Below are 19,074 nucleotides of genomic sequence, written 5' to 3'. Positions count from 1 at the left end.
CGCTTAACGACCTGGATCGCGATCGAGGTCGCGCCAGCAGAACCCGGATGCGATGGTTTGGTTTTCCCCTTGAAGGTGTCATTATGAAAAAGTTAGGGATCTTGTGCCTGCTGTTTAGCAGTATCGTCACCGCTGCCCCTTGGCAGGTTGCCAGCCGCCTGCAAACGTTTTATAACGGCGATCGCCCATTGGTCACCCGTATCTATTACCCCACAAACGTTCAAGGTCAGCCACAGCAGGTCGGCGGCAGGCCGGTATTTGCAGGCATCCCTGCTCTGCCAGACGCCCCGCCAGCAACCGGACATTTTCCACTGATGATCATCAGCCACGGCAGCGGTGGCAACAATAGCAGCCAAGCCTGGCTGGCGAAGGCGTTGGTGCAACAAGGAATGATCGTGGTTGCAGCCAATCATCCGGGCAGTACCAGCGGTGATTCCATCCCGGTAAAATCGCTCGAACTGTGGCAACAAACGCGCGATATCTCGGCGCTGATCGATGCGATGCTCAAGGACAGCACATGGCAGCTACGGATCAACGCACAGGCCATTGGCGTGGCTGGGCATTCCAAAGGTGGCTACAGCGCCATCTCAGCGATTGGCGGCCAAGTCGCGTTAAAGGATTTTATTGCCGGTTGCCAACGCCAACCACGCTCACCTAACTGCCTGTTTTATGCCGGTGTTAACAAGAACAGTATCTCTGCCAGCCAGTTTGACGCTAATTACACCGATGCCCGCATCCGCTTCGCCATCGCCATGGACCCAGGCATGGTGCCTTATCTGCAGCCGGCCAGCCTGCGCCAAATCAGCGCGCCGCTGCTGGTCATCGCCGCACAACGCTTTATGCCGGGTAACGATCCGGAAAGTCTGGGAGCTGAGTCACTAGCAACGTACAGCGGGCAGCAGCCGATCAAGGCCATTGTCTTACCGGGCAGCAATCACTTTGATTTCTTACAGCTTTGTACCCCGGCCGCCCCGGAGATATTGGCAGAAGAAGGAGAAGCCTTTATCTGTGGCTCTTCGCCAGCCGAGCGTGAACGCGCCCACCAGCAAACCCTCGCTGCCGTGCTGGCTTTTATTCAGCCGTGGCTATCCGTGCCCGCAGGAAATCGATAAACCCCCGCACCTTCTCCGGCACATGGCGCGTGTTGGGATAAAGCGCATAAATGCTCTGTACCGGGAACTGGTGATCTGGCAGCAGGTGGCACAATTGCCCGTTAGCAATAACGGGCCGTACCAACCATTCTGGCAGCAGGGCCACACCCGCCCCCTGTAACGCGAAAGTCAGCAACGCAGTGGCGCTATCGGCCATCAGCCTGGCGTCATCTTCCACTTTGAACAACACCGCCTGATGTTCAGGGGTGAGCACTTGCCAACTCAGCGGCGAAGGGAGACGGCTGTGGGCCAGCCAGGCAGCCTGAGCCAGTTGAGGCAGTGACGCGATGGGCCGCTGCGCCAGATAGGCCGGTGCCGCCACCGGTAAGATAGCGAAATTATCGATCAGCGCCGCATGATGGTTGGAGTCCGCCAGTTGGCCCAGACGGATAGCCACGTCAAACCGCTCGGAAATCAAATCCGCATGGTAGGAAGAAGATACGTGCTGAATACGTAAGCGCGGATGCAACTGCGCGAAGGCAGCCAAGGCCGGAACCACCACCTGCGCACCATATTCCGGCGTACTGGTGATGCGCAAAATGCCACTCAAGCCATGATGATCGCGGCGCACATCGTCGAGCAGGTATTCCGCATCCTGTAATAACCGTTGGCAACGTGGATAAAAACGCTCGCCAGCGTCGGTGAGTGACAGCCGCCGCGTACTGCGCACCAGCAATGAAACGCCCAGCTCGCTTTCCAACTGCTTGATGTTAAAACTGACCACCGCCTTGGTCTGCCCCAACGCCTCCGCCGCAGCGGTAAAACTGCCGGTGTCGACCACCGCCGCAAACATCGCTAACCTGGTTAAATTGAGCATCTTTCACCCACCAACTGTCAAAATATTTTTGACAGTGTAATCGCCCAGCGCCGATTTATCAGCCCTTTCCCGCCCGCTACACTGCACGCCTTCAACCGGAGGCTTCATGGCTTATCGCACTAAAGTGGCAATCGTCTATCTGCTCGGATTCTTTGTCGATCTGATCAACATGTTTATCGCCAACGTCGCCTACCCGGCGATCGGCCACGCCTTGCAGGCCAGCATCAGCCAACTGGCCTGGATCAGCAATGGTTACCTGCTTGGTCTGACGCTGGTGATCCCGCTCAGCGCCTGGCTAGCACAACGTATTGGCGGGCGGCAGGTTTTTTTGCTGTCGTTGGTGCTGTTTATGTTGGCAACCACCGCGGCAGGCCGCGCTGGCTCGATCGAAGCGCTGATCGGCTGGCGGGTGATACAAGGTATGGGCGGAGGGTTGCTGATCCCAATAGGACAAACGCTCACCTATCAGCTGTTTCGCAGCCATGAACGCGCCGGGCTTTCTGCCGCCATCATGCTGGTAGGGCTGCTGGCCCCGGCGCTATCCCCGGCATTGGGTGGGTTGATTGTCGATCACCTCAACTGGCGCTGGGTGTTTTTCAGCAACCTGCCGCTGGCGGCACTGGCTCTGCTGTTGGCTATTCTGTGGCTGCGTAACGAGCCTGCGACCAGCGAGGTTAAGCGGCTGGACGTCACCGGGCTGATTAGCGCCTGTCTGGCGCTCACCTTGGTCCTGCTTGGCCTGACCCGTCTGAGCGAACCCCATTTACTGTTGCAAGGCGCGATCTTGCTGTTGGCTGGGCTGTTGGTGTTTGCTTACTACCTGCGGCACAGCCTGCGCCATCCACACCCGCTGCTAAACCTGCGGCTGGTGCAGGATCCACAATTGCGTATCGCCATGATCGTCTACCAGTGCATCCCTGGTCTGTTTATCGGCGTCAGCCTGGTGGCTATGCTGTATCTGCAAAATCAACTGGGTATGTCGGCCACTCAGGTTGGCGGACTGATGGTTCCCTGGTCACTGGCCTCTTTCGCCGCCATCACCCTGACCGGCAAGTTTTTCAACCGTTGCGGCCCACGCCCGCTGTTTATTGCCGGTTGTGCTTTGCAAGGGCTGGGGATGCTGGCCTTATCGCAGATCGGCGATGCCGGGCAGCATAGCTGGCAAATCTTCGCGTTTGCCTTGATGGGGCTGGGTGGCAGCCTGTGTAGCAGCACGGCACAAAGCTGCGCCTTTCTCACCATTGCCGACACCCAATTGGCCGATGCCAGCGCCCTATGGAATATCAACCGCCAGTTGAGCTTTTGCTTTGGCGTTACCCTGCTCAGCCTGTTGCTCAATCTGTTGCTCGGCCATATGGCACCGCTCGTGGCCTATCGTTACTGTTTTTATCTCGCCGCAGCCAGTACGCTGTTCCCGATGATGCTGTGCCTGCGTATTGCCAACCGCGCCATCGTGCGCCATCTCAACGCTGAACAAGGATCATGATGAATCGATATGTTACCGAAGTGATTGACGCCCATGTGGCTATCGCCGACTGGCTGGGAAAAGGGGCTGGGGAATTGCAACCGCTATTGGCGCGGTTTCACGCGGATTTTTGCATGATTGCCCTAAACGGCAACAAGCTGGGCTCCAACGAACTGGAGGGATTTTTCCAGGCGCATCAGGCTGCAAAGCCGGGGCTGGAGATTGTGATCGAAGAAATGCAGATGGTCACGGAATGGGCAACGGGGGCCGTAGTCAACTATCGCGAGAAGCAAACGCTGCCAGGCCAACCGGCGACCCTACGTTATTCTACCGTGGTCTTTACCCAGACCGCCGACGGGCTACGCTGGCTGCACCTGCACGAAACCCCTATCGGGCAATAATGACAGGACGCTGCTGGCCAGGAACCATTGCCAGGCAACCACCAGACCACATAGCGTGACGGCACTGAAGCTCACTTCAAAAGAAAACACCCGGAAAACCGGGTGTCAGAGTATTCAGCAAGAGGATGAGGAACCTTTGACGGCTCCGCTATCTCACTTATTTAGCCGCTGGAGTTGCGGCTTTCTTGCTTGATTTGTGGTGTTTTTTAGCAGCCTGGGCTTTCTGAGCGGGTTTGGCAGCGGTTTGGTGATGCTTTTTAGCAGCCTGAGCTTTCTGGGCTACTGGCGCTTTGGTAGCGGCAGCTTTGTGATGCTTTTTGGCAGCCTGAGCTTTCTGAGCTACTGGCGCTTTTTTGCTGTGCTTTTTAGCGGCCTGAGCCTTCTGCTCTGGTGCTTTTTTAGTGGCTTTCTTGTGTTCTTTCTTGTGGTGAGTCGCTTTGGCTGGAGCTTTCTCAGCCGCAGGAGCCGCAGTAGTAGGAGCCGCAGTGGGTGCCGGTGCCGCCGCAGTATCAGCAGCGAAAGCAACAGAAGACAGGCCCATGGTGGCAGCAACGATCAGCGCTAATACTTTTTTCATCTTTAAATCCTCAGATTATGTTTTTCGGTAAGCCCGGTTGGGCCGTTGAAGAGATAATAGAGGAATCAATCCGCCGCTTCCGTGAGTGATTGGTTTCGCTGAGTAACCAAATGTACAGAGCCTGTAGCCAGGCTCTCAGGCTGGAGTGAGGCCCCAAAAAAGCCTCGTTATTCGCCGGGGTAGCCGTAAATTTTCGTGATCGCCAGCACATTTCCCAGACTGGTCTACACTTAAAAGACATGTGTCGTAACGGAGAGTCGAATGTTTAACAAGACAGACAAAGTAGAACGAAACATCGATCAGGACGTGAACCTGCTGGCCGATACGCTGGATGAAGTATTACGCGACTCCAGCAGTAAGACCAAAGAAGAACTGCATGAACTGCACAACAAGGCAAAAGGGATATTACGCGATGCCCGTGCACGCTTCAGCGATTCCAGCAGCCTGACACAACATGCTCGCGACGCTGTTGGCAATGCCGATAGCTATGTACGAGACAAACCTTGGCAGGGCGTAGGCATCGGTGCCGCCGTTGGTGTCGTGCTCGGCGTCTTGCTTGCCCGGCGTTAATCCATGTAACCCCTGCCGCCATAACAACAGATGTGCGTCTGGCCCACGGTTTTCCGTGGGCCGCTTTATTTTCCGCTCTCGATAATCACCGCCAGCCGCTCCACCGCGCGCTCTGCTTCGTTATAGCTGGTGAAGTTGCCAAAGCCCATCAATAAGCCATTATCGGCAGGCGAAGACATCTGCCAATCCGACAATGCCTGTATCGACAACCCCTGTTGCCAGGCTCTCTTCGCCAACTCACTGTCGTTGAGCCCTGCTTGCAAATGAGCCAGCATCTGGATGCCCCCGGCCTGCGGTGCCACCGTCAAATAGTCTGCAAGCCGTTGCGTCAGGGCCTGCGCCAACCATGCCCGCCGCTGGCGATACAGCAACCGCATGCGCTTCAGATGGCGGTAAAAATGCCCGCCGTTGATAAAATCGGCCACTCCGGATTGCAGTAGCGGTGGGCAACCGCAGCCTCGCAGCTGGCTACAGCGCTCAAAAGCCGCCGTCTGCTCTGCGGGCACCACCAGATAGGCCATGCGTAACGCCGGAAACAGGGTTTTGCTGAAAGTCCCGGCGTACAGTACCCGCCCCTGGCGGTCGAGGCTTTTTAACGGTGGCAAGGGTTTGCCGTAGTAGCGGCATTCGCTGTCGTAATCGTCTTCAATAATCCAGGCCGAGTGGCTTGCAGCCCAATCCAGCAGCGCCATACGCCGGGCCAGGCTGAGGGTGACACCCAGCGGGCTTTGGTGGGTTGGCGTCAGCACCGCCATGCGGGCGTCTGGCCGGGTGGCAATAGCGGCGCCAATGTCCATCCCCTGTTCATCAACCGGCACTGGGACAATTTGCATTCCGGCAGCGCTAAACAGCGGCTGGGTAACCGGATAACCAGGGTCTTCCAGCCAGACCGCCTCTCCCGGCTGCAACAATGCGTTGATCACCAGCCCTAGCAAAGCCTGATAACCCGCGCAGATAAATACCTGTTCTGGCCGACAGACGATGCCACGGGAAAGGTGCAGGTAATGGACGATCGCCTCGCGCAGTTCCGGCAGGCCATTAGGTGGTGGGTGTGCCAGTGCGGCCATCGTGGTGCCACGCAGCTGTCGGGCAACGATGCGCTGCCATACCGCCCGTGGGAAGGCATCCAGCGCGGGCAGGCCAAGCTGGAAAGGTTGAGTCGGCCCGGCGGGATGAGGCTGAAATACGGAAGGTGCCGGAGTCGCCAAGGGGGGAACCGCTGACCGCTTGGGGTGCTCAGGCACTTTCAGCAACTGGGAGGAAACATAGGTTCCTGCCTGGCCCCGGCTTTGCAGAAAACCTTCGGCCACCAGGGCAGCGTAGGCATTTTCAACCGTCGCGCGCGCTACTCCCAGATCGCTGGCCAGGCCGCGCACCGAAGGTAAACGGCTGTTGGCCACCAGGGTTCCCTGCACGATAGCGTCTTTGATCCGCAGATAGATCTGCCGGTATAGCGGTTCGGCCTGTTGGTGATCCAGCCTTAGGGCTGCAAAAATATGGCGTGTCATGGCTTAATCCCCCTCACCCTCTCCCACAGGGAGAGGGGACATACCGTGCCACAAATGACCACCGGCGCCCAACGGCGACTCCGGACTGGCTCCCTCTCCCCCACACAAGTGTTCGTGACGAACCTCGAACCGTACATTGGGAGAGGGCTGGGGTGAGGGGAAATGGGCCGTCTAAATTGATAAGCACTACGTGTCATGGCCTGGTTAAATAATCATTTTATGGCTCTATAGCATAGACCATATCGCGGCTAAAGTAGCGCCATACATTGGTTACGTCACTAGTCCGAGGTTTGAACATGATCAAGCAACGTTTGCAGTATGCCGAACTGTCACCGGCCCCTTATAAAGCCATGGTGAGCGCATTGGGGGGATTAGAGAAAGGCCCGCTGGATAAAGCGATCATTGAGCTGATGTTTATGCGCGTTTCGCAGATCAACGGCTGCGCTTTCTGCCTGGATATGCACGGCAAAGCGCTGCGTGCAGGAGGGGCGAGCCACGCCAAACTGGATACGCTGGCGGGCTGGCGCGTCAGCCATGAATTCAGCGAGGCAGAACGTGCCGCGCTGGAATGGGCCGAAGCGGTCACCTTGATTGCGGCAACCGGCGCACCGGACACAGCCTTTGACGCCCTGAAAGCCCATTTCAGCGATGCCGAAATCAGCGATCTGACCTTTGCCATCAGCATTATGAACGCCTTTAACCGCCTGGCAGTCAGCATGCGGCAGTAACTTTGCTGGCCGGGGCAACCCGGCCTGCTCGATCCCCACAGCAAAAAAATATTTCCCCATCGCTTTTCCAGCCTCGGCGCGGCCTGCGCACCAAAAACAGAAAAACACTACATATAGTGATGTTGATAATGCAAATATCAACATATAGTATTCATTCATCGCCGCAGGGGAAAATACCCAGGTTGGTGACGCCGTCAGAAACGCCATGGGGTACCCCGTTTTCTGACTTATCCGCCTTTCCTTCAACACAAAAGGTAAATGCGAATCATGAGTATTATTATTTACACCAAACCAGATTGTGTCCAGTGCAATGCCACCTACCGTGCCCTGGATAGACAAGGGATCGACTATCGCGTGGTCGATCTGACCCAGGATCAGCAGGCGCTGAACCACGTTAAATCACTGGGCTATCAGCAGGTTCCGGTGATTATCGCCGGTGACGATCACTGGTCTGGTTTCCGCCCGGACAAGATTGGCGCGTTAGCCAACGCCCTAACCTCCTGAGGTGTGCCATGGATCCGCTGGTCTACTTCTCCAGCAGTTCGGAGAACACCCACAGATTCGTTGAGAAGCTGGCATTGCCCGCAATACGCATCCCGATCGCTGGCGGTAAAAAAGTGCTGATGGAGCACCCTTATATCCTGATCGTGCCCAGTTACGGCGGCGGCAGCAGCGTCGGTGCCGTACCGATCCAGGTGATCCGTTTTCTCAATGATCCGCAGAATCGCGCTTACCTGCGCGGTGTGATTGCCGCAGGTAACACTAATTTCGGCGCAGCGTATGGCATCGCCGGTGACATCATCGCCAAAAAATGCCAGGTGCCGGTGCTTTATCGTTTTGAGCTGCTCGGCACCACACAAGACGTCGCTATCGTTCAACAGGGAGTCACCGCATTTTGGCAACGACAGAACTGATCAGGCCCACCAGCGCCACGCTGGATTACCATTCGCTCAACGCGATGCTCAACCTTTACGATGCCGAAGGGCGCATCCAGTTCGATAAGGACCGGCTGGCCACCAGGCAATACTTTTTACAGCACGTGAACCAAAACACCGTGTTCTTCCACAACCTGGCGGAGAAATTGCGCTATCTGGTGGATGAGGGATATTACGAGGCGACGGTGCTGGAGCAGTATGAGTTTGCCTTTATCAAGCAGCTGTTCCAGCAGGCCTATGCCCGGAAATTCCGCTTTGAGACCTTCCTCGGCGCCTTCAAGTATTACACCAGCTACACGTTGAAAACCTTCGATGGTCAACGCTATCTGGAACGCTATGAAGACCGGGTGTGCATGGTCGCGTTACGGCTGGCAGCGGGTGATACTGCTCTGGCGCAGGATCTGGTGGAGGAAATCATCTCCGGGCGCTTCCAACCCGCGACACCCACCTTCCTCAACTGTGGCAAACAACAGCGGGGAGAAATGGTTTCCTGCTTCCTGCTGCGTATCGAAGACAATATGGAGTCGATTGGCCGTGCGGTGAATTCGGCGCTGCAACTCTCCAAACGCGGCGGCGGTGTGGCCTTTCTGCTGAGCAATATCCGCGAGGTTGGCGCACCGATCAAGCGCATTGAGAACCAGTCTTCCGGGGTGATCCCGATAATGAAAATGCTGGAAGATGCCTTTTCTTACGCCAATCAGCTGGGGGCACGCCAAGGCGCTGGGGCGGTGTATCTGCACGCCCATCACCCAGACATTCTGCGCTTCCTGGATACCAAGCGGGAAAATGCCGACGAAAAAATCCGCATCAAAACCCTGTCGCTGGGGGTGGTGATCCCGGATATCACCTTCGAGCTGGCAAAAAATAACGAAGAGATGTACCTGTTCTCTCCCTACGATGTGCAACAGGTGTATGGAGTGCCGCTGTCAGAGATTAGCGTTAGCGAAAAATACCGTGAGATGGTCGATGACAAGCGCATTCGCAAATCCCGCATCAACGCCCGTGAGTTTTTCCAGCTGCTGGCGGAGATCCAATTCGAATCCGGTTATCCGTACATGATGTTCGAAGATACGGTCAACCGCAGCAATCCGATCGCCGGGCGCATCAATATGAGCAACCTGTGCTCGGAGATCCTGCAGGTCAACGGCGCCAGCCGTTACCATCAGGATCTGAGCTATGCCGAGATCGGCAAAGATATCTCCTGCAACCTTGGTTCGCTGAACATTGCCAAAGTCATGGATGCCCCCGATTTCGGCAAGGCGGTGGAAACCGCGATCTACGGGCTGACGGCGGTAGCGGATATGAGCGATATCGGCTCGGTACCGTCTATCGCTGCCGGGAATCAGGCTTCTCATGCGATTGGCCTCGGCCAGATGAACCTGCACGGCTACCTGGCGCGCGAGCGTATCTTCTACGGCTCGGAAGAAGGGATCGATTTCACCAATATCTACTTCTACACCGTGACCTACCACGCCCTGCTCGCCTCCAACCGGCTGGCAATAGCGCGCGGTAGCCGTTTTGCCGGTTTCGAGAATTCCACCTATGCCAGCGGGGAGTATTTCAGCAAATACATCGAGCAGGAGTGGCAGCCAAAAACCGCGCGGGTAGGTGAGCTGTTCGCCAACGCCAATATCGCCATACCTGGGCGTGAGGAATGGTTGGCATTGCGCGCTGCGGTGATGATGCACGGGTTGTATAACCAGAACCTGCAGGCGGTGCCGCCTACCGGCTCCATCTCCTACATCAATAACTCGACCTCCAGCATCCATCCGATCGTCTCACGCATCGAGATCCGCAAGGAGGGCAAGATTGGCCGGGTCTATTACCCTGCCCCCTACATGACCAACGACAACCTGGAGTATTACCAGGACGCCTACGACATTGGCCCGGAAAAGATTATCGATACCTACGCCGCCGCCACGCAGCATGTGGATCAGGGGCTGTCGCTGACGCTGTTCTTCCGCGATACCGCCACCACCCGCGATATTAACCGCGCACAAATCTACGCCTGGCGTAAAGGCATCAAGACCATTTATTACATCCGCCTGCGCCAGATGGCGTTGGAAGGCACCGAGGTGCAGGGCTGCGTGTCCTGCGCGCTGTGAGGAAAATTATGACGATGCAACGAGTGCAGGCCATCAACTGGAACAAGATTGATGACGACAAGGATCTGGAGGTGTGGAACCGCCTGACCAGCAACTTCTGGCTGCCGGAAAAGGTGCCGCTGTCGAACGATATTCCATCCTGGGCTACGCTGACGGCCAAGGAGCAACAGCTTACCATCCGTGTGTTTACCGGGCTGACGCTGCTGGATACCATTCAGAATACCGTTGGCGCTCCGGCGCTGATCGCCGACTCCATCACCCCGCACGAAGAGGCGGTGTATTCCAATATCAGCTTTATGGAGGCGGTACACGCCCGTTCCTACAGTTCGATATTCTCCACCCTGTGCCAAACCCGGGATGTTGACGAGGCTTACCGCTGGAGCGAGGAAAACGCCACGCTGCAGAAAAAAGCCAGCATCATTCTGGCGCACTATCGCAGCGACGATCCGCTGATGAAAAAGGTCGCCAGCGTGTTTCTGGAGTCGTTCCTGTTCTATTCCGGCTTTTACCTGCCCATGTACTGGTCGAGCCGGGCCAAGCTGACCAACACCGCCGATCTGATCCGCCTGATCATTCGCGATGAGGCGGTGCATGGTTACTATATCGGCTACAAGTTCCAGAAGGGCCTGGAACAGGCCAGCCCGGCCCGCCGCCAGCAGGTGAAGAACTTTGCTTTCGATTTGCTCCAGGATCTGTATGACAACGAGGTGCGCTATACCGCCGAGCTGTACGACGGGGTGGGCTGGACGGAAGAGGTCAAAACCTTCCTGCACTACAACGCCAACAAGGCGCTGATGAATCTGGGCTACGAGGGGCTGTTCCCACCGTCAATGGCACAGGTCGATCCGGCGATCCTGTCGGCGCTGTCCCCCAACGCCGATGAGAACCACGACTTCTTCTCCGGTTCCGGCTCTTCCTACGTGATGGGCAAAGCGGTGAATACCGAGGATGAAGACTGGGCGTTCTAAATGCCTGATGCCATCTAGCGTAAAAAAGCCCCGCATCCTCGCGGGGCAAATCGGCAACACACTACTCAATAGAAATGCGATAACACCAGCAGAGACAGCGAAACGTTAATCGCCCCGCCGATGCGCGTTGCGATCTGGGCGAAGGGCATCAGCGACATCCTGTTGCCCGCCGTCAGGATCGCCACATCACCGGTTCCGCCTTGCCCGCTCTGGCAGCAGGAAACAATAGCCACGTCGATCGGATGCATACCGATCTTCTTGCCAACCAGGAAACCGGTTGCCACCAGCGTGCTTACCGTTGCCACGATCACCATCAGGTTCTGTACGGTGAAAGCATTCACCAGTTCCTGCCACGGCGTGATGGCAACGCCCACGGCAAACAGGATCGGGTAGGTCACGGCGGTGCGGAAGAATTTATACACCACCTGCGATCCTTGCTGAATGTGTGGTGAAACGCCGTGGGCCAGCTTTACCGCCACTGCGGCAAACAGCATCCCCACCGGGGCCGGTAAGCCGATCACCCGGTGTAACAACATGCCCACCATATACAGCAGGATGGCCAGCAGCGCGCCGCAGGCGATTGTAGCGACATCCACGTTACCGCTCAGTTTCTCCGTCACCGCGATCTCGCTATCACCCTGCTTGCTCGGCATCAGGCTGCCTTCGCCGGTAAGGTGTGGATAGCGTTTCCCCAATTGGTTCAACAGGCCGGCAATCACGATCGCCGTCAGGCTGCCCAACATCACGATCGGCAGGATACGCCCCAAGGCCACGCCCTGCTCCATATGCAAAATGGCGGCATAACCCATCGACAATGGGATCGCCCCTTCCCCTACACCACCCGCCATGATCGGCAGGATCAGGAAAAAGAAGATCTGGAACGGATCCAGGCCCAATGCCATTCCTACCGCCATCCCGACCAGCATACCGGCCACTTCACCGCACAGCATCGGCACAAAGATACGTAGGAAACCCTGGATCAGCACCTGGCGGTTCATGCTCATAATGCTGCCGACGATAATGCAGCAGATGTAGAGATAAAGAATATTGGTCGACTTGTAGAATTTGGTGGTGGATTCGACCACCACGTCCGGCAGCAGGCCGTAGTGCACCAGTGCCGAGGGAATAAAGGTGGCACAGATGGCGGCAGCCCCCATTTTGCCCACCAGCGGCAAGCGTTTGCCAAACTCACCGCAGGCAAAACCAAAGAATGCCAGCGTCGCCACCATCACCACGATATCGCTGGGCAATTTACCTGCCAGGCAGTCGAGCAGGATCAGTACCCCGGCCAGCACGAAGAATGGCAGCGGTATAATCCCTATTTTGTAATTATCCAGAATATGCCACCACCTTTCACGCAGCGGAATATCGGCAGTTTTATCTTTGCTGACAAGGTAGGAATCATCGGTTGTGCTCATAATCTGGCCTCTTATTGTTTGTTCGGCCATCATAGAGAAACGCTCGGAGTCACCGCTGTGATTCTGTTCAAAATAAACAAGGGTTTTTAATGGGGGTTATGGTTTCTATGGTGTTAATGCCATTTATGTAAAATAGCTCGTGGAGTTAATGGCGTTAATAATAGGCTTGGTTTACGTTTTACTGATTTTATCGCACGTTCACTGTTCGCCACGCCGCTGTGCAATATTCCCCTTACAATAAAGCCGTGCCGATGCTCACAACTTGATCTTGGCCAATATTACTCTGATGCCTTCTCATGATAGGGTAGTCACCCAAACAGACACCAGGACCCACGGCCAACCATGCGCATCAAGCTCTCCTTTCATATCAAGCTGTTCCTGTGCCTGGTCGCTTTTTCCAGCGTGTTGCTGACGTTGATCGGTGTTTACACTTACTACCAGCTGGATGCTCAGCTACACCGGGATCTGGGTGCCCGTGCCCAAGTCCAGGCGCGTGAGATTGCGCTGATCCCCTCCCTGATCAGCGCCGTTGAAAATAAGGACACGCAATACATCGCCACGCTGATGAAAAAAATTCGCGCCAGCAGTGATGCCAGCTATATTGTGATCGGCGATAGCCACACCATGCACCTTTACCATTCCGAACATGCCGACCGTTTGGGTAGCCCCATGGTGGGGGGCGATAATAAAGAAGTGCTGGAAGGCAAAAGTATTATCTCGATCCGCAATGGGGGGATCGGTATTTCATTACGCAGCAAGGCACCGATTGTGGATGGTAATAACCAGGTGATCGGTATTGTTTCCGTCGGCTATCTTAAATCCCATATCGACAGCTTAAATGCCCGTACGCTGACCCAGATCGTGGCCTCGATCGTCTTGCTATTGATGGCGCTGTTTATCTTTTCCTGGCTGTTATCGAAAAACCTGAAACGCCAGATGTTTTCATTAGAGCCGAAAGAGATCGCGCTGCTGGTACGCCAGCAAAAAGCCCTGCTGGAAGCCATCTATGAAGGGGTGATCGCCATAGATCCGCAACTGCACATCATCACCATTAACCACGCCGCGCGTGAGCTGCTGGATCTGCGCCAACCGGCCAAGAATCTGCTGGGCCAGCATATCGGTGAGGTAATCCAGTCACAGCCCGATTTCTTTGCCGCAGCGCAGCTGGGGCACGACACCCACGATGAGGTGTGCCGTTTCAACCATGTGCGAGTGATTGCCAGCCGGGTGCGGATCATGCAGGAAGATGAGCTACAGGGTTGGGTGATCAGCTTTCGCGGCAAGAACGACATCAACACCCTCAGCAGCCAGCTTAGCCAGGTAAAACGCTATGCCGATAATCTGCGCATCATGCGCCACGAACAGCTGAACTGGACGGCCACGCTCGCCGGCTTGCTGCATATGCAACGTTATGACGAAGCCATCCGCTATGTGGAAGCCCAGTCGGAAGGCGCACAGGAGATCCTCGATTTTATTTCCCAGCGCTTCAGCTCCGCCGCGCTGTGTGGCCTGCTGTTGGGCAAATACTCCAGCGCTCGGGAAAAAGGCATCGAACTCCGTTTCGATCCCGCCTGCCAACTGCGCCAAATCCCCGCCGCACTGAATGAAACCGAGCTGATGTCGATTATTGGCAACCTGCTGGATAACGCGTTCGATGCGACTCTGCGTTGCGCGACGCCGCACGAAGCGGTAGAACTCTATATCAATGACAGCAGCAACGAGCTGGTGATCGAAGTTGCCGATCGCGGCACCGGGATTGCACCGCAGGTTCGTGATACGCTGTTTGAACAAGGCGTGACAACCAAAGATAAGGGCGACCACGGTATTGGCCTGCACCTGGTGGCCAGCCACGTCGCGCAGGCGCATGGCAGCATCGAAGTGTCGGACAACGATCCACACGGCGCCATTTTCTCGCTGTTTATCCCCAAAGCTTAAGCACCCGGATCCGACCTATGCAACCTGAGACCCTGGACGTTCTGATCGTGGAAGACGAGCCGCAACTGGCCACGCTGCACGCCGAATTTCTTGAGAAAAACTTCAATCTGCGGGTGGTGGCCTATGCCACTACCCTGGCGGAAGCCAGAGCAAAAGTGAATGCTCACCAGCCCCGGCTGATCCTGCTGGACAACTTTCTGCCGGACGGCCAGGGGATTGCGCTAATGGAAGAAGCCGCGGTGAAAAAGCCCGGCTGCTCGGTGATTTTTATCACCGCCGCCAGCGATATGAATACCTGTAGCCAGGCGATCCGCAACGGGGCCTTCGACTACATCATCAAACCGGTATCCTATAAGCGGCTGCGCAATTCGCTGGAACGCTTTATGCAGTTTGTACAGACCCAGCGCACCTTCAAGGTCATCGACCAGAGCAGCGTCGATGCGCTGTATAACCTGCAGTCCAAGCAGTTTTCCAACGAGCCCAGCGCCAAAGGGATTGAAACCATCACCCTGGAGTTGGTGCAGGCGTTGTTCAACGATCGGCCAGAGGTAGCCCATGCGGTGGAAGACGTGGTGGCACACGCCGGCATTAGCAAAACCACCGCACGCCGCTATCTGGAATACTGCGTGACGACCCAGTTTGTACACGTCGAAATGCTCTACGGTAATATCGGCCATCCGCGCCGTTTGTATCGCAAGGCGTAGGGACAATTCATTTCAGACTGTAGCGCTTGAAATACATAAGGTAATTAGGATAATTGACAAAACCTATATTTCCTGAAATGGCCGTAATGTCGGCCAATATACCCTGCCATTTCCTATTGCTCATTACGGTTAAATAACCACGTAAAAATCGGGTAATCATGCCCAATCATTAAACCCGGCATCACTAGAAAAATCTTAAGATATGAACATTGAGGGTTGTCTCAGAATGTCAGTGTGTTAGGGTAGATGGCACGCTTATTTTCTATTAGGACATTTTTATCGTTTGATAATAAACCAAAGGAAACAGCAAATTGCATGGCAATTAAACTAGAAGTTAAAAATTTATATAAGATATTTGGTGAACACCCGGAACGCGCATTTAAGCTGATAGACAAAGGTTTGACGAAAGACCAACTGCTGGAAAAAACGGGGTTATCACTTGGCGTCAAGAACGCCTCTCTGGCCATTGAAGAAGGCGAGATATTTGTCATCATGGGGCTTTCCGGTTCCGGTAAATCCACCTTGGTACGCCTTCTCAATCGTCTGATAGAGCCCACCCGCGGTGAGGTGCTGATTGACGGTGAGGATATATCCAAAATATCCGATGCTGCGCTGCGCACCGTACGGCGAAATAAGATCAGCATGGTGTTCCAGTCATTCGCCTTAATGCCGCATATGAACGTATTAAATAATACCGCCTTCGGCATGGAATTAGCGGGTATTCCTTTACAGGAACGCCAGGAAAAAGCGCTGGACGCTTTACGTCAGGTTGGGCTGGAAAATTATGCCAATGCCTATCCCGATGAACTGTCCGGTGGCATGCGTCAACGCGTCGGCTTAGCCCGCGCCATGGCTAACGATCCGGATATATTGTTAATGGATGAAGCCTTCTCTGCACTGGACCCATTAATTCGTGCCGAGATGCAGGATGAGCTCGTCAAATTGCAGGCAAAACATCAGCGCACTATCGTCTTTATTTCTCACGATCTGGATGAAGCGATGCGTATTGGTGATCGCATTGCCATTATGCAGGGTGGCGAAGTGATCCAGGTGGGGACCCCGGATGAAATATTAAATAATCCGGCCAACGATTATGTGCGCACCTTCTTCCGCGGCGTCGATATCAGCCACGTTTTCAGTGCCAAAGATATCGCCAAACGTCGCCCGGTGACCCTGATCCGTAAGACCCCCGGTTTTGGTCCGCGCTCTGCGTTGCAGATCCTGCGTGATGAAGACCGTGACTATGGTTACGTCCTCGAACGCGAGAAATTTATCGGCGTGGTATCGATAGACTCCCTCAAGCAGGCGCTGGCGGCTAAACAGACGCTGGACGACGCCTTGCTGGATGCCCCACTGCCCGTTCCGGCGGATATGCCGCTGAGCGAGCTGATCTCACTGGTAGCACAGGCCCCTTGCGCCGTGCCGGTGGTCGGGGAAGACAACAACTATATCGGTATTATTTCCAAAGGCATGCTGCTGCAGGCTTTAGATAAAGAGGGCCCTACGAATGAGTGATAATCAGGATCCATGGGCAACGGCTGCCACATCCCCTAACGACACCCCGGTAACCCAGGCTGCCACCAGCAGCGATCCCTGGGCAACCGTCGCACCGGCAGACAGCGTGCCCCATGATGCCGCTAATCAGGCCGCATCGAGCGCTGACTGGCTTAACAGTGCCCCAGTGGAGCCAGAGCACTTTAGCCTGCTGGATCCGTTCCACAAGGCTTGGGTGCCGTTTGACAGCTGGGTCACCCACGCCATTGATTGGCTGGTGCTGCACTTCCGTCCGCTGTTCCAGGGCATTCGCGTGCCGGTGGATTTCATCCTCAGCGGTTTTCAGCAGTTTTTGCTGGGTATGCCTGCTCCACTCGCCATTTTGTTGTTCTCGCTGATCGCCTGGCAGATATCCAGCCTCGGCATGGGAGCCGCCACGCTGCTATCGTTAGTCGCTATCGGCGCTATCGGGGCCTGGTCACAGGCGATGGTCACGCTGGCACTGGTACTCACCGCCCTGTTCTTCTGCATCCTTATCGGCCTGCCGTTGGGCATATGGTTGGCACGCAGCAAACATGCCGCCAAGGTGATCCGGCCACTGCTTGATGCCATGCAAACCACACCGGCCTTCGTCTATCTGGTGCCGATCGTCATGCTGTTCGGTATCGGTAACGTGCCAGGGGTGGTGGTAACAATCATCTTCGCCCTGCCGCCCATCGTGCGTCTGACGATCCTGGGTATCAAACAGGTGCCGGAAGATCTGATCGAAGCCGCCGAATCCTTCGGCTCCAGCCCGCGCCAGTTGCTGTTTAAAGTGCAGTTGCCGCTGGCCATGCCAACCATCATGGCCGGGGTTAACCAAACGCTGATGCTGGCGCTGTCGATGGTGGTTATCGCCTCGATGATCGCCGTGGGCGGTCTGGGCCAGATGGTGCTGCGTGGCATCGGCCGCCTGGATATGGGGCTGGCCGCCGTGGGTGGCGTCGGTATCGTTATTCTGGCCATTATTCTCGATCGTCTCACCCAGTCGCTGGGGCGCGATCGCCGCAGTAAAGGGCTAGGTCGCTGGTATACCCACGGCCCAATCGGGTTGCTCGCTCGCCCGTTTATCAAAAAAGCCTGATCGTATTTCCCGCCAGCGGCTTTCTGCCCTGGCGGCTATCTCCAAACAACATCAATAACAGAGGAAAAACTATGCGCACTACAGGGATCTGGGCAATTGCCCTTACCACACTGCTTGGTTCACAGGTTGCTTCCGCTGCTGATTTGCCAGGAAAAGGTATTTCGGTACAACCGATACAGAGCACCATATCCGAGGAGACTTTCCAGACGCTGCTGGTCAGCAAGGCGCTGGAAAAGCTCGGTTATGACGTGAAAGAGCCTCGTGAGGTGGATTACAACGTAGCCTACACTTCCATCGCCGCTGGGGATGCCACTTTTCTGGCGGTAAACTGGGATCAGTTGCACGCCGATCAGTATCAGGCCGCCGGGGGGGATAAAAAATTCTATCGTGAAGGGGCTTACGTCAGCGGTGCTGCTCAGGGCTACCTGATCGACAAAAAAACCGCCGACCAGTATCACATCACCAACGTTGAACAGCTAAAAGATCCGAAAATTGCCAAGCTGTTTGATACCAACGGTGACGGCAAGGCCGACCTGACCGGCTGTACCCCGGGCTGGGGCTGTGAAACGGTGATTAATCACCATATCGAAGCCTATGGCTTGGGCAAAACCGTGGAGCACAATCAGGGCAACTACGCCGCCATGATCTCCGATACCATCACCCGCTTCAAAGAAGGCAAACCGGTGCTGTATTACACCTGGACGCCTTACTGGGTTAGCGATGTGATGGTGCCTGGGCGTGACGTTGTCTGGCTGCAGGTCCCGTTCTCTTCCCTGCCGGGCGAGCTGAAAGATGTCGATACCAAGCTGCCGAACGGGGCCAACTATGGCTTCCCGGTCAACACCATGCTTATTGCCGCCAATAAGCAATGGGCGCAGGCCAACCCAGCCGCCGCCAAGCTGTTTGCCATCATGAAACTGCCGATTGCCGACGTCAACGCGCAGAACCTGCGGATGCATGCAGGCCAGTCCTCCGAGGCTGACATCCAAAACCATGTCAATGGCTGGATCAAGGCTCACCAGGCTACGTTTGACGGCTGGGTGAAAACCGCCACCGAAGCCGCCAAGTCATAAGGGCCCCTCACCCCAACCCTCTCCCACAGGGAGAGGGAGCTGTTAGCCCCTGCTCTTGTGCCAAAAAAGGGATAATCTCAGCATACCCGATTGTCCTCTCAT

At 55.7% G+C, this 19,074-nt stretch carries 18 protein-coding genes; 14 read left to right on the top strand and 4 right to left on the bottom strand.

Annotation, left to right across the window (positions count from 1 at the left end):
• The first annotated feature begins 83 nt into the window (after nt 1-83).
• Nucleotides 84-1,112, top strand: coding sequence for an alpha/beta hydrolase family protein (locus tag ABIE29_RS21990; RefSeq protein ID WP_429621299.1), 1,029 nt, complete (start codon nt 84-86; stop codon nt 1,110-1,112).
• Here ABIE29_RS21990 and ABIE29_RS21985 read toward each other — a convergent pair.
• The gene (locus ABIE29_RS21985) at nt 1,072-1,968 is read right to left on the bottom strand and encodes a LysR family transcriptional regulator (RefSeq protein WP_429621298.1); all 897 of its coding nucleotides are present in this window, start codon (nt 1,966-1,968) and stop codon (nt 1,072-1,074) included. The two genes, ABIE29_RS21990 and ABIE29_RS21985, sit on opposite strands and share 41 nt — an antisense overlap.
• A 106-nt stretch (nt 1,969-2,074) precedes the next feature.
• On the opposite strand from ABIE29_RS21985, the gene ABIE29_RS21980 reads away from it, so the two are divergent.
• Together ABIE29_RS21980 and ABIE29_RS21975 are read left to right on the top strand one after the other, a co-directional pair.
• Nucleotides 2,075-3,454, top strand: a complete 1,380-nt coding sequence (locus ABIE29_RS21980; protein ID WP_429621296.1) for an MFS transporter — start codon at nt 2,075-2,077, stop codon at nt 3,452-3,454.
• Complete coding sequence (locus ABIE29_RS21975) at nt 3,454-3,834, top strand: DUF4440 domain-containing protein (protein ID WP_429621353.1); 381 nt, start codon at nt 3,454-3,456, stop codon at nt 3,832-3,834. The genes ABIE29_RS21980 and ABIE29_RS21975 overlap by 1 nt, the downstream gene beginning before the upstream one ends.
• Nucleotides 3,835-3,991: 157 nt before the next feature.
• On the opposite strand, the gene asr is transcribed toward ABIE29_RS21975, so the two are convergent.
• Nucleotides 3,992-4,411, bottom strand: a complete 420-nt coding sequence (asr, locus tag ABIE29_RS21970) for an acid resistance repetitive basic protein Asr (RefSeq protein ID WP_429621294.1) — start codon at nt 4,409-4,411, stop codon at nt 3,992-3,994.
• Nucleotides 4,412-4,672: 261 nt separating this feature from the next.
• Between asr and ABIE29_RS21965 the strand changes: the two genes are divergently transcribed.
• Nucleotides 4,673-4,981 carry a DUF883 family protein gene (locus tag ABIE29_RS21965; protein WP_429621292.1) on the top strand — a complete coding sequence of 103 codons (309 nt, stop codon included), beginning with the start codon at nt 4,673-4,675 and terminating at the stop codon, nt 4,979-4,981.
• A 65-nt stretch (nt 4,982-5,046) separates the two neighbouring features.
• Here ABIE29_RS21965 and ABIE29_RS21960 read toward each other — a convergent pair whose 3' ends face one another.
• Nucleotides 5,047-6,489 carry a PLP-dependent aminotransferase family protein gene (locus ABIE29_RS21960; RefSeq protein WP_429621290.1) on the bottom strand — a complete coding sequence of 481 codons (1,443 nt, stop codon included), beginning with the start codon at nt 6,487-6,489 and terminating at the stop codon, nt 5,047-5,049.
• Nucleotides 6,490-6,785: 296 nt separating this feature from the next.
• On the opposite strand from ABIE29_RS21960, the gene ABIE29_RS21955 reads away from it, so the two are divergent.
• The 5 genes from ABIE29_RS21955 to nrdF all read left to right on the top strand — a co-directional run bounded on the left by ABIE29_RS21955 (nt 6,786) and on the right by nrdF (nt 11,225).
• A complete protein-coding gene (locus tag ABIE29_RS21955; protein ID WP_429621288.1) occupies nt 6,786-7,217 on the top strand; it encodes a carboxymuconolactone decarboxylase family protein in 432 nt (143 codons plus the stop codon).
• Between the two features lie 267 nt (nt 7,218-7,484).
• Nucleotides 7,485-7,721: a glutaredoxin-like protein NrdH gene (gene nrdH / locus ABIE29_RS21950; protein WP_024484825.1), complete on the top strand. Its 237-nt coding sequence runs from the start codon at nt 7,485-7,487 to the stop codon at nt 7,719-7,721.
• 8 nt (nt 7,722-7,729) lie between these two features.
• Nucleotides 7,730-8,131, top strand: coding sequence for a class Ib ribonucleoside-diphosphate reductase assembly flavoprotein NrdI (gene nrdI, locus ABIE29_RS21945; protein WP_429621286.1), 402 nt, complete (start codon nt 7,730-7,732; stop codon nt 8,129-8,131).
• Nucleotides 8,113-10,257, top strand: a complete 2,145-nt coding sequence (gene nrdE / locus ABIE29_RS21940; RefSeq protein WP_429621284.1) for a class 1b ribonucleoside-diphosphate reductase subunit alpha — start codon at nt 8,113-8,115, stop codon at nt 10,255-10,257. The genes nrdI and nrdE overlap by 19 nt, the downstream gene beginning before the upstream one ends.
• Nucleotides 10,258-10,265: 8 nt before the next feature.
• Complete coding sequence (gene nrdF / locus ABIE29_RS21935; protein WP_429621282.1) at nt 10,266-11,225, top strand: class 1b ribonucleoside-diphosphate reductase subunit beta; 960 nt, start codon at nt 10,266-10,268, stop codon at nt 11,223-11,225.
• A 65-nt stretch (nt 11,226-11,290) separates the two neighbouring features.
• Here the strand turns inward: nrdF and ABIE29_RS21930 are convergent, their stop codons facing one another.
• The gene (locus ABIE29_RS21930; protein ID WP_429621280.1) at nt 11,291-12,643 is read right to left on the bottom strand and encodes a 2-hydroxycarboxylate transporter family protein; all 1,353 of its coding nucleotides are present in this window, start codon (nt 12,641-12,643) and stop codon (nt 11,291-11,293) included.
• Between the two features lie 342 nt (nt 12,644-12,985).
• Here ABIE29_RS21930 and ABIE29_RS21925 point away from each other — a divergent pair, with 342 nt between their 5' ends.
• The 5 genes from ABIE29_RS21925 to proX all read left to right on the top strand — a co-directional run bounded on the left by ABIE29_RS21925 (nt 12,986) and on the right by proX (nt 18,972).
• Complete coding sequence (locus ABIE29_RS21925; protein WP_429621278.1) at nt 12,986-14,578, top strand: ATP-binding protein; 1,593 nt, start codon at nt 12,986-12,988, stop codon at nt 14,576-14,578.
• A gap of 17 nt (nt 14,579-14,595) precedes the next feature.
• The gene (locus ABIE29_RS21920; RefSeq protein ID WP_429621276.1) at nt 14,596-15,282 is read left to right on the top strand and encodes a response regulator; all 687 of its coding nucleotides are present in this window, start codon (nt 14,596-14,598) and stop codon (nt 15,280-15,282) included.
• A 315-nt stretch (nt 15,283-15,597) separates the two neighbouring features.
• Complete coding sequence (proV, locus tag ABIE29_RS21915) at nt 15,598-16,797, top strand: glycine betaine/L-proline ABC transporter ATP-binding protein ProV (protein WP_429621274.1); 1,200 nt, start codon at nt 15,598-15,600, stop codon at nt 16,795-16,797.
• Nucleotides 16,790-17,899, top strand: a complete 1,110-nt coding sequence (gene proW, locus ABIE29_RS21910) for a glycine betaine/L-proline ABC transporter permease ProW (protein ID WP_429621272.1) — start codon at nt 16,790-16,792, stop codon at nt 17,897-17,899. Before proV ends, proW begins: the two co-directional genes overlap by 8 nt.
• Before the next feature lie 71 nt (nt 17,900-17,970).
• Nucleotides 17,971-18,972, top strand: coding sequence for a glycine betaine/L-proline ABC transporter substrate-binding protein ProX (gene proX / locus ABIE29_RS21905; RefSeq protein WP_429621270.1), 1,002 nt, complete (start codon nt 17,971-17,973; stop codon nt 18,970-18,972).
• Nucleotides 18,973-19,074: the final 102 nt, after the last annotated feature.

Source organism: Serratia sp. 2723, assembly GCF_050434425.1.
Taxonomy (GTDB): domain Bacteria; phylum Pseudomonadota; class Gammaproteobacteria; order Enterobacterales; family Enterobacteriaceae; genus Chania.
The sequence above is the reverse complement of the archived record's forward strand: the minus strand, read 5'-3'. Positions and strand labels throughout refer to the sequence as shown.

Coding starts and splice junctions, on each gene's coding strand:
- ABIE29_RS21990 (WP_429621299.1), top strand. CDS start 84: ATGAAAAAGTTAGGGATCTTGTGCCTGCTGTTTAGCAGTATCGTCACC.
- ABIE29_RS21985 (WP_429621298.1), bottom strand. CDS start 1,968: ATGCTCAATTTAACCAGGTTAGCGATGTTTGCGGCGGTGGTCGACACC.
- ABIE29_RS21980 (WP_429621296.1), top strand. CDS start 2,075: ATGGCTTATCGCACTAAAGTGGCAATCGTCTATCTGCTCGGATTCTTT.
- ABIE29_RS21975 (WP_429621353.1), top strand. CDS start 3,454: ATGAATCGATATGTTACCGAAGTGATTGACGCCCATGTGGCTATCGCC.
- asr (WP_429621294.1), bottom strand. CDS start 4,411: ATGAAAAAAGTATTAGCGCTGATCGTTGCTGCCACCATGGGCCTGTCT.
- ABIE29_RS21965 (WP_429621292.1), top strand. CDS start 4,673: ATGTTTAACAAGACAGACAAAGTAGAACGAAACATCGATCAGGACGTG.
- ABIE29_RS21960 (WP_429621290.1), bottom strand. CDS start 6,489: ATGACACGCCATATTTTTGCAGCCCTAAGGCTGGATCACCAACAGGCC.
- ABIE29_RS21955 (WP_429621288.1), top strand. CDS start 6,786: ATGATCAAGCAACGTTTGCAGTATGCCGAACTGTCACCGGCCCCTTAT.
- nrdH (WP_024484825.1), top strand. CDS start 7,485: ATGAGTATTATTATTTACACCAAACCAGATTGTGTCCAGTGCAATGCC.
- nrdI (WP_429621286.1), top strand. CDS start 7,730: ATGGATCCGCTGGTCTACTTCTCCAGCAGTTCGGAGAACACCCACAGA.
- nrdF (WP_429621282.1), top strand. CDS start 10,266: ATGACGATGCAACGAGTGCAGGCCATCAACTGGAACAAGATTGATGAC.
- ABIE29_RS21930 (WP_429621280.1), bottom strand. CDS start 12,643: ATGAGCACAACCGATGATTCCTACCTTGTCAGCAAAGATAAAACTGCC.
- ABIE29_RS21925 (WP_429621278.1), top strand. CDS start 12,986: ATGCGCATCAAGCTCTCCTTTCATATCAAGCTGTTCCTGTGCCTGGTC.
- ABIE29_RS21920 (WP_429621276.1), top strand. CDS start 14,596: ATGCAACCTGAGACCCTGGACGTTCTGATCGTGGAAGACGAGCCGCAA.
- proV (WP_429621274.1), top strand. CDS start 15,598: ATGGCAATTAAACTAGAAGTTAAAAATTTATATAAGATATTTGGTGAA.
- proW (WP_429621272.1), top strand. CDS start 16,790: ATGAGTGATAATCAGGATCCATGGGCAACGGCTGCCACATCCCCTAAC.
- proX (WP_429621270.1), top strand. CDS start 17,971: ATGCGCACTACAGGGATCTGGGCAATTGCCCTTACCACACTGCTTGGT.